General features: G+C 49.5%; 7 protein-coding genes. 4 read left to right on the top strand and 3 right to left on the bottom strand.

Annotated elements, in window-relative coordinates; genetic code table 11:
• The first annotated feature begins 186 nt into the window (after window positions 1-186).
• The gene (locus tag HMPREF0650_RS00785; RefSeq protein ID WP_050774818.1) at window positions 187-1389 is read left to right on the top strand and encodes an MltF family protein; all 1203 of its coding nucleotides are present in this window, start codon (window positions 187-189) and stop codon (window positions 1387-1389) included.
• Between the two features lie 313 nt (window positions 1390-1702).
• Here the strand turns inward: HMPREF0650_RS00785 and HMPREF0650_RS00790 are convergent, their stop codons facing one another.
• On the bottom strand, window positions 1703-2626 hold the full coding sequence (locus tag HMPREF0650_RS00790; protein ID WP_004347543.1) for a hypothetical protein: 924 nt from the start codon (window positions 2624-2626) through the stop codon (window positions 1703-1705).
• Window positions 2627-2641: 15 nt separating this feature from the next.
• On the bottom strand, window positions 2642-3424 hold the full coding sequence (locus HMPREF0650_RS00795; protein ID WP_050774819.1) for a TrmH family RNA methyltransferase: 783 nt from the start codon (window positions 3422-3424) through the stop codon (window positions 2642-2644).
• Between the two features lie 186 nt (window positions 3425-3610).
• On the opposite strand from HMPREF0650_RS00795, the gene tamL reads away from it, so the two are divergent.
• Complete coding sequence (gene tamL / locus HMPREF0650_RS00800) at window positions 3611-5821, top strand: translocation and assembly module lipoprotein TamL (protein ID WP_050774817.1); 2211 nt, start codon at window positions 3611-3613, stop codon at window positions 5819-5821.
• Between the two features lie 66 nt (window positions 5822-5887).
• Here tamL and radA read toward each other — a convergent pair whose 3' ends face one another.
• Window positions 5888-7273 (bottom strand): DNA repair protein RadA, encoded by a 1386-nt coding sequence (gene radA / locus HMPREF0650_RS00805; RefSeq protein ID WP_040561965.1) that lies wholly within the window; start codon window positions 7271-7273, stop codon window positions 5888-5890.
• A gap of 75 nt (window positions 7274-7348) precedes the next feature.
• Here radA and HMPREF0650_RS00810 point away from each other — a divergent pair, with 75 nt between their 5' ends.
• Together HMPREF0650_RS00810 and HMPREF0650_RS00815 are read left to right on the top strand one after the other, a co-directional pair.
• Window positions 7349-8257 (top strand): ABC transporter substrate-binding protein, encoded by a 909-nt coding sequence (locus HMPREF0650_RS00810; protein WP_040561953.1) that lies wholly within the window; start codon window positions 7349-7351, stop codon window positions 8255-8257.
• 37 nt (window positions 8258-8294) lie between these two features.
• Window positions 8295-10499, top strand: coding sequence for a tetratricopeptide repeat protein (locus tag HMPREF0650_RS00815; protein WP_004347549.1), 2205 nt, complete (start codon window positions 8295-8297; stop codon window positions 10497-10499).
• The last annotated feature ends 135 nt before the right edge of the window (window positions 10500-10634 follow it).

The raw sequence follows: 10634 nt of genomic DNA on the forward strand, positions 1-10634 counted from the left end.
TGCTGAAATTAGATACAATTAACCGTATATTGTTTTTTTTAATTAATTGTTAAAGTGTAAAGGTGCCGAAATTGCGTGTCGTGTGGTGTGAATTGTTCACACGGCATTTCTTATTTGTTCTTAAAATTGTTATGCAAATATAATAAGATGTGGGGAGATGTGCAAGAAATGTCGTACATTTGCCCAATGCAAAAGTGCCAAAATTACTTTCCTGTTCCGCTGACATGCCATTTGTTCATCTTCCTGTTGCTGTTGATGCTCTGTGGATGCGAGAATGAAAAGACACAGGTACGCACGCCTTGGGGCACCACGTTGGGCACCGATACGGCCAACGTGAGCCAGGGTTTCTCGCTGGATGACATCATCGGAAACGGCGAATTGATTATGCTGACCATCAATGGCCCTGAGACTTATTACGACTATCGTGGGCGTGGCATGGGTTTACAGTATTTGCTGTGTGAGCAGTTTGCCCGACAATTGGGCGTTTCCTTGCGGGTGGAGTTGTGCAAAGACACCACGGAGATGGTTAACAGGCTCGAGCAAGGTGACGGTGACATCATCGCTTTTCCGCTGCCCAGAACCGATAAACGCTTGCTGTACTCGGGGCCTTCGGCTGATTCGTTGAAAACACAGTGGGCAGTAAGGAAAGACAATGAGGCGCTTGCCGACACGCTGAACAAATGGTTCAGTCCGAAACTCATTGCCCAAGTCAGGCAACGGGAATCTTTCTTACTTTCCACCCGCAGCGTCACCCGTCACGTTTATTCACCCATGTTGAACCGTTCGCAGGGTGTCATCTCCCATTACGACCATTATTTTCAGCAGTATGCACCCATGGCCAGATGGGATTGGCGCTTGATGGCGGCTCAATGTTATCAAGAGTCTACGTTCGACCCGCAAGCCCGTTCGTGGGCCGGCGCACTGGGATTGATGCAAATCATGCCCGGAACGGCGGCGCATCTGGGTCTTTCGTTAGCCGACATCCATGATCCGGAGCAAAATATAGCGGCCGCAGCCAAGTATTTGCAAGAACTCAGTGCCCATTTTCAGGATGTGAGAAACGTGCAAGAACGCCAGTATTTCGTGCTTGCCAGCTACAATGGTGGCTCTTATCATGTGCGCGATGCGATGGCGTTGACTCGGAAAAACGGCGGCAATCCGCATAGTTGGAATCACGTTTCAGAATATATTTTGAAGTTGTCTGACCCTCGTTATTATCGTGACCCCATTGTCAAGCATGGCTATATGCGTGGTTCAGAGACGGTTGACTATGTTAACAAAATTCGTGCCCGCTATGCGCAATACAGAGGTGTGGCCAAGGGTGGCATCGGTTTTTACAGCATCCAGAAACCTTCCAGGGCCAAGCGCAAGCATCGCTTCAAACTCTGAACGTGCCATAATGGGTTGCCGTAGGGGCGTGATTTATCACGTTCCGCCCCTGTGCGATTGGCAAATCACGCCCATACGGTTTGACGGAGCGTGATGAATCACGCCCCTACGGTTTTCTTACCCCAAAGCACCGCATTTTCAAACTCATTGCTATTGGCGGCCAAACTCTTTGCTATTGGTACTCAAACTCAATGTTATTGGCAGCCAAACTCAATGCAATTGGATGACGGGCTCAACGGCTTTCGTTATGAAAGGATTAAGTACCTGGTTTTCAGGATGTAACGATTTTCGTCTATGTCGCCGTCTTTGTTCGTCAATGCCCATCTCCGTTTGATGCTTCGGCCGCTTCTGTTTGGATGGCTTTCCTGTTGGATTGTGCTTGTCTGCGGGCTTCTATCGACCCATACACATAGTAGTTGACGTAGATGCCAACCGTTAGGAAGGCGGCGCAAATAAAGTAGATGAGGATGCAGGTGCCGTAGGTAAGCAGGGGGAAGTAGGTAGGCAGGGTGTTTGGGTCACCACTCTGTACGCCCATTTGTGACAGGGTGCTGGCCATGAGCAGGATGTAGACCGGCATGAGGAGAATGAGGGTGAGGAAAAAAATGACGATTCCATATAAGAAAAAGGTGGAAACGATGAACCCGATGCGACGCAGTCCGGTTCGGTAACCGCCCAGCACATGCGTTTTAAACTTGGCCTCTTTCTCCTGAATGTATCTCATGGAGGAATAGGCAAAGGGTGCTATGGCGATGAGAATGATGAGCCAGGCCACTGGAAAGAGCCATGCCTGCAAGCCCATTCCGGCCGTGCCGACAGCCGCTGATGCGGGTTTTTGCCCATAAGAAATGGATAGCGTCGCAGCAGTTAGCAGCAGTGAAATCACGCCCATGACAACCACATAGGCCAACTGAAGTTTGGCATTGCGCTTGAGGTTGCAGGCAAAACCGTTCTCGTTGAGCAGAGTAGTGGTGCGAGCCATGTACCATACCGACGCACAGAGCAGCAGTACGTTGAGCAAACCGAACGCGACCAACTTGCTCGTGGGCAAGCTGTTGCTCATCGTGTGCATGGCGTTGGTGAGGCCGAAAGCCAGATATACGCCCCCCATGACGGAGAACACTAACAGCGACAGCCAGTTTTTACGCAGGATGGTCATGACGTTAGAGCAGAAAAGAAGGTATCCGGCCTTGATGCAACCCGATATGCTTCTGTTTTTATAGAGATCGTTTTCCATATTCGTTTGATTGATTTACGTTGTTATCGTTCTTCTTTTAAATTCGCTGCACGCAATGGCCGTGGCAATGGCCACGTTGAGGCTCTCGGCCTTGTTGGGCAAGGTGGAGAAGTTGGGGATGAGCAGCGCATGGTTGATGCGTGCGCGCAGGTCTTTCGAGATGCCGTTGCCTTCGTTCCCCATGATGATGATTCCAGTCGCGGTGAGCGTCTGTTGATAGATGTCCTCACCATCGAGCAAAGTGCCGTAGACAGGGGTTGACGCCGGAAGTGCGTCCACGAAATCGCAGAGATTCAAGTAGGTGACGTCGACGTGTGCGATGCTTCCCATGGTGGCCTGAACCACTTTCGGGTTGTACACATCCGCCGTGTCTTCGCTGCAAATCACGTTCCTGATGCCAAACCAGTCGGCAATGCGGATGATGGTGCCAAGGTTGCCCGGGTCTTGAATGCCATCTAAGGCCAACACCAGCTCATGGGTTGGGTCGATGTGAGCGGGCATGTGGCGTTGTTCGAATACGGCCAACACCTCTTGCGGGTGCTGCAATAGACTGATTTTTTGCAGCTCGTCGGGCGATACCGCGATGATTTGCGGTCGTCTGTCACCCTGGTTGCCCTTCAAAATCTCGTCTTCGTGCCGTTCGAGCCATTGCTCTGTGGCGACGATGAGTTCGGGTTGGAACGACGACAGCAGGTCGTGAACCACCTTAGGACCCTCGGCAACGAACGTGCCATGGGCCAAACGTCCCTTCTTTGTTTGCAGCGCGTTGATGTATTTGAGTTTTGCTTTACTAATCATCCTCTTCGTTTTGATGTGCTGTGGAATGTTGAAGCCAAGCACAAAGATAGTAAATTCTTGATTCTTCAACCGCTTATTTAGCATCTTTTTCCTTACCTTTGCAATGATATACACAGAAGAGCCAGTTGCGTACGTCTACAACAGCGTTCTGTGCCATTGTGGTTTTCATCATTAAACAGGTGCATTTTGAGGAAAGTAAAATTATCGATTTTTTTTCTGACGTTGCTGTTCCTGGTTGGTTGCTCATCGAGTAAATTCATCCCGGAGAACGAGTATCTGTTGCAAGAGGTTGAAATCAAGTCCGATCAGAAGGGCTTTGATGCTGCCTCGTTGGAGCCTTATATCCGACAGAAAGCCAACTCCAAGTGGTTCTCTTTGTTCAACATTCCGCTGGGAACTTATTCTCTTTCGGGGCGTGATACCACGAAATGGGTGAACCGTACCTTGCGAAAGATTGGCGAAGAGCCGGTGCTGTTTGATACCGTGCAGGCTAACCAGTCGATGAACGACCTGAAGAAGGCTCTGCAAAACGCTGGATACATGCATGCGGAGGTAGACTTGCAGACAAAAATAAAAGGCAAAAAGCTGAAAGCCATCTACACGCTTCATCCGGGAGAGCCATATCGTATCAACCGTGTGAGATATGACATTGCGGACGAACGCATCAAACGAATACTGGCTTTGGACAAACCTCAGCATGCTATTCGCAGTCTTCAGAGCGGATCGCGCTTCACAGTGGAACGCCTGGACGAAGAGCGTAACCGAATAACCAAGCTGCTGTTGGATAGTGGTTTTTATAAATTTCACAAGGATTTTATCGTCTTTGAGGCCGACTCGGCACGCAACAATACCGACATCAACCTGGTGGTCAGACTGTTGAAATACCGTGCCAACAGTGACGCACCTGAGACCAATCATCCACGTTATTTCATTCGTGACGTGAAATTCTCTTCCAGTGAGGAGTCGGGAATCCATCTGCGTCCCAAAATACTTGAATATAATACGGCCATCAAGGCGGGAGAACCCTTCTCGGCCGCTCATCTGCAAACGACGTACAACAACTTCGCACGGTTGCAAGCCGTGAGGTACACCAACATCAAGTTTAAGGAATTGCCTGACACCACGCTGTTGGATTGTGACATACAGCTGAGCCACAACAAGCCTCACACGCTGTCTTTTCAGCCCGAAGGCACCAACACGGCCGGTGATCTGGGGGCAGCCGTGTCGCTGACCTACGAGAATAGAAACCTTTTTCGTGGCAGTGAGGTGCTGCGGGTGCAGCTAAGAGGTGCCTTTGAGGCTATCACAGGCTTGGAAGGATATAACGACCAGGATTATCAGGAGTACAACGCTGAGGCCAAACTGCAATTTCCCCGCTTGCTGGCTCCTTTCCTATCAAGCGCGTTTCAACGGCGCAGCACGGCATCATCGGAGTTGTCTTTCAGTTACAACTTGCAGAATCGTCCGGAATTTCATCGTAGGGTTTTGTCCGCAGCGTTTAGATATCGATGGAATGAACCGAAACGATATTCGTCCTATCGCATGGACTTGATTGATCTCAACTATGTCTATATGCCTTGGATCTCTGATACGTTCAAGCGCGATTACCTGGACGACGTCAGTAGTAGGAATGCTATCTTGCGATACAACTATGAGAATTTGCTGGTCATGAAGATGGGTTTCGGTTTGAGATTCAATAATGGTCGTCATGCCATGATCGCCAACATCGAGACGGCCGGCAACATTTTGAAGGGCTTTTCTAAAGTGCTGTCCTTCCGTAAAAACGCGCAAGGACAGTACACCTTATTTAATACGGCCTACGCACAGTATATCAAAGGCGACTTTGACTATACCCGTTTGATTACTTTTGATACGCACAACTCGCTGGCGTTGCACATTGATTTGGGGCTTGCTTATCCGTATGGCAACTCGAAAATCTTGCCTTTTGAGAAGCGATACTTCTCGGGTGGAGCCAACTCGGTGAGGGGCTGGAGCGTCAGAGAGTTGGGGCCGGGCAGCTTTCGCGGTACCGATGGGCGCATTGACTTCATCAATCAAACGGGTGACATGAAGCTGGACATGAACATAGAATACCGCACCAAGTTGTTTTGGAAATTCCATGGAGCGGCTTTCGTGGATGCCGGAAACATTTGGACGTTGCGACAATATGAGGAACAACCTGGCGGTCAATTCAAGTTACATGAGTTTTATAAGCAGATAGCAGTGGCCTACGGACTGGGATTGCGCTTGAACTTCGACTTTTTTATCCTGCGGTTTGACATGGGTATGAAGGCCATCAATCCAGCTTATGAAACACAGCGGGAGCATTTCGCCGTGCTTCACCCTAACTTTGGTCGCGACTTCACCTTTCATTTCGCCGTGGGTATGCCCTTCTAATTGCCATACCTTCCAAGAGAATGATGCATGAATCGGCCTTCCGTCTGTGCCAATCAGTAGCGGTAATTATCCGAACAGGGCACGGAGGGCTTCCTCAACTTTGCGCACGGGGTGGAGGGTTATCTGGTATCGTTGTGGATTGATTCCCTGCAAATTGTATTTAGGGAGAATGAGATGCGTGAAGCCTAACTTCTCGGCTTCAGCGATACGCTGCTCTATTCTGCTGACGGGACGCACCTCACCACTGAGGCCAACCTCACCAGCCATGCACCATCCGCTCTCGATGGGTGTGTCCACGTTGCTGGACAAGACAGCCGCAATGACGCTCAAGTCCATGGCCAAATCGGTGACGCGCAGCCCGCCGGCGATGTTGAGAAACACGTCTTTCTGCATGAGTTTAAAGCCCACCCGCTTTTCCAACACGGCCAAAAGCATGTTCAACCTACGCTGGTCAAAGCCTGTGGCCGATCGTTGTGGCGTTCCGTAAGCAGCAGAAGAGACGAGAGCCTGCGTCTCCAACAGGAATGGACGAACGCCTTCGATGGCCGATGAGATGGCGATGCCGCTCAGTCCGTCGTGATCTTGCGTGAGCAACAGTTCGGATGGATTGCTCACTTGCCTAAGTCCGTCTTGCTGCATTTCATAGATTCCCAGTTCCGACGTGCTGCCGAAGCGGTTTTTGATGGCACGCAAGATACGGTATATATAATGTTGGTCGCCCTCAAACTGGATGACAGTGTCCACGATGTGCTCAAGAATTTTGGGGCCTGCCAATGTTCCTTCTTTGTTGATGTGCCCGATTAAGATGACGGGGATGCCACTGTTTTTGGCAAAATGAAGCAGCAGAGCGGCGCATTCTCTCACCTGAGAGATGCTGCCCGGCGAGCTTTCCACATGCTCTGTTGCAATGGTTTGGATGGAGTCTATCACCACCAACTCCGGCTTGACGGTCTTGATTTGTTCGAAAATCAGTTCCAGAGATGTCTCACACAGGATGACCACATGGTCACTTTCGGCTTTGGACAGTCTTTCAGCACGCATCTTCAGTTGGTGTGCACTCTCCTCTCCGCTGACGTAGAGCACCCGCTTGTCTGTCATTTGGAGGATGGTTTGCAGCGTCAGCGTACTCTTTCCGATGCCCGGCTCGCCTCCCAAAAGGGTGATAGAGCCAGAAACAAGTCCGCCTCCCAGCACGCGGTTCAGCTCGTCATCGTGCATGTCGATGCGCGGTTCGTCAAGCGTTGAGATGTCTTTCAGGCGCAAAGGTTTGTTCTTTTCCGTGTTGCCTTTGAAGGCATTGACAACCGAACGGGCCGTGGATTGCGACGTATCAGAGCCGATGCGTATCTCCTTGAACGTGTTCCATTGTCCGCAATTGGGGCATTTGCCCATCCATTTGGGCGAATCCTGACCGCAATTAGAACACACATAAGCTATCTTTTCTTTTGCCATGGTGGTGGGATTGTTGATAGACAAAAGTAATAATAATTTTCTGAGAATCAAAATTAATGTTTAATTTTGCAAGGTATGAAAAAGTTATTGCTTTTAGCCGTGCTGCTCATCTCGCTGGTTGCTTGTCAACAGTCCACAACAGAGCGTCAACAAGTGACGAAGGCTCAGCGTGAAAAGTTGCGTCAGGAGAATGCCGAGGCGTTGAAGATTGCCGTGATGCCAACGCTCGATTGTCTTCCATTGTATGTGGCCCAAGAGCTGCGACTGTTTGATACGCTGCATGTAGATGTCAGGCTCAAGCCCTTTACGGCGCAGATGGATGCCGACACAGCCATTGTCGGTGGCAGCGTAGAGGGCATCATGTCCGACCTCGTGCGCATGGAACGGCTGAAACGAAAGGGACTCAAGCTGGATTATCTCACGGCCACCAATCTGCAATGGCAGCTCATCAGCAACAAAACGGCGCGCTTGAAACAGCTCAATCAGTTGGGTGATAAGATGGTGGCCATGACCCGTTTCTCGGGTACCGACTACCTCACCGACGAGAGTCTCAAAGGGGTGAAGACAAAATCCAGGGTCTATAAGGTACAGATTAATGATGTGCATGTACGTTTGCACATGTTGCTCAACAACGAAATGGATGCCATGTGGCTGACTGAGCCGCAGGCAACAACCGCACGATTGTATCATCATCAGGTGATGACGGAGAGCGAGAAGACGGGCACTCGATTGGGTGTGTTGGCTTTTCGCACCGATTCCATCAAGGGAAAGCAACGCACCGCACAGCTCAAAGCGTTCGGCCGTGCGTACAACATGGCTGTAGATTCTATCAACAAGCATGGTATTCAGCACTTTTCCTCGTTGATATGTTCGTATTGCAACACCGATCAAAGAACGGTGAACGCCTTGCCTAAACTGAAATTCAACCACCTTTCTAAGCCCGACCCCAAAGATATTGAAAAAGCTCAACGCTATGTAAAATAGCCGTTGGACGTAGTTTATCATTAACATAGATTGTATTTTGGAATACTCAGATAGCGAATTACAGCAGATAAGGAATGTCATTACATCCGAACAGAACGTAGGCGAGGCCTTGAAAAGCCTTCGTACTTTTATCCACGAGTATGAACTTCACGCTTTTAACGCACGCATCAGTCGTATTGAAAGCGATTACGAACTTATGAAGTCTTACATGCGCAAGGGCCTCAATGACCCCCAGTTTGAGGAGGTTTACGACCGTTTGTTAAAAACACTGTATGTCCTGAACGCTGACGTGCAGTTGGCTGTGTTCCTCAACGAGAATCCTTCGTACCAAGCAGCCTATATGGACGTGCAGTCGCTGGATGCCGATTTTGACATGATTAAGAAGCGATTGGAGGCGTTCGTGCAGGATATAGCGTTGCTTTCGCTCGAGCCGCAGGATGCGCAGAAGACCAAAAAACAGGAACTTTACGACCGACATCAGCAATATGTCAAAAAGCTTTTCAATGCCTTGCTGGTGTCTCCGCAATGGAATGAAAGCACGGCTAAGTTCGCCCAAGAACTGCTTTTGTCGCCCACCATCGACGCCATTGACGCCCAATTGTTGCTGAGTGGCGTGATGTTGTCGGCCATCCAGCTATTCGACATCCATCAGTTTCAAACGCTGGTGCAGGTCTATCGCCAGGCAACCGATCCACATCTGAGGCAACGGGCGTTGGTAGGCATCGTGCTGTCGTTACCGGAAAATGAAGGAGATATCTATCCCGAGATACAACAGGCCATCAACACTTTGTGTCAGAATGAGCAAACCTGCCGTGAATTAGTGGAGTTACAAATGCAGATGTTCTACTGTATGAACGCCGATGCCGATAATGAGAAGCTGCAAAAAGACATCATTCCCAACCTCATGAAAGGCAGTAACATCAGCATTTCGCGTGCGGGCATCGTGGAAAAAGAAGAAGATGAGGTAGATGAAATGCTCAACCCGGGGGCAGCAGACAAGGCCATGGAGGAGATGGAACGCAACTTCAACCAAATGATGAACATGCAGAAGGCTGGGTCGGACATCTATTTTGGCGGCTTCTCACAAATGAAACGGTTTGCGTTCTTCACCACATTGAGCAACTGGTTCGTACCTTTCTACGAAGATCATCCTGAACTCAGGCAGGTGAACGACAAACTGGGTGGCAACAAATTCATGCAGTTGTTGCTCGAGAGTGGGCCATTCTGCGACTCGGATAAATATTCTTTTGCGCTGGCACTGTCGTCAATCATTGACAAAATACCTCAAAACATGCGCGAAATGCTCAACAGTCAAGACATCCTCGGCACCTCGGTCAGCATGGAAGAGAAAAACAGTTCTGCCTACATCAGGCGAATGTATTTGCAGGATTTGTACCGCTTTTATCGCATCTACCACAACAAAAACGATTTTCACAATCCGTTTGATACAAGCGCTAGCGAAAACAGTGTGTTCTTCGTGATGTGCCCTTATTTTTGTGAGTCGCCCTTGAAGGATAGGATGACGGAAGTAGGAAAGTTCCTTTACAAGCACCATTTCTACAGAGAGCTGTGGCAATTGCTCGGCGCGTATGTGGATAGTGAAGACATAGAGTATTGGCGACTGGCTGCCAGAGCGTATTGTCGGGAGAAAGATTATCGGTCGGCCGACATGGCTTACACGAACGTTTTGGAGCTGAATGCCGATGACATGCAGGCCATTCGTGGGAAAGCACTCACCGGTTTTTATCTGGAAGACTATGAGCAGGCAGTCGAATACAACAAAAAGTTGTTGGAAATGGATGCTACGAACGAGCATGTGCAGCTGAATTTAGCTGTGTCCCTGATGAACAATGACGAGATAGAGGAGGGGATGAGCCTGCTGTTCAAGTTGAATTACGACCACCCCGAGAATCTGTCCATCCAGCGTTCGTTGGCTTGGGGGTATCTCCGACAACAGAAACCTCAGCAGGCAGCTCCCATCTACACGCGCCTGTTGGCCAATCAGCATCGCATGCCAACCGATTGTTTGAATGCCGGTTATTGCCAATGGTTTCTGTCCAATATGGAAGAGGCCATCAACTTGTTCAAGCAATATGTGACGGAAACGAATAAAGAACGACCGATGCCGGGCGCCAACGCTTTGCTGCATGATGTGTTTGTGATGGATGCCGACCTGTTACAACAGTATGGTATCGGAGCGAAAGAGGCTTTTGTGATGGAAGATTTGGTAGCCAATGAGTAGTCGGGTCTAAACGTGATGCCTTTTTAACGCAGGGTGATGGCGGTTGGTTCGTCACCCTTTTTCCCAACATCCATCCATGTAAAAACGGCCCCAAGCATGAATATATGCTTGAGGCCGCTACATTTTTTGTCCAAT

Source organism: Hoylesella buccalis ATCC 35310 (genome assembly GCF_000177075.1).
In the GTDB taxonomy this organism is placed as follows: domain Bacteria; phylum Bacteroidota; class Bacteroidia; order Bacteroidales; family Bacteroidaceae; genus Prevotella; species Prevotella buccalis.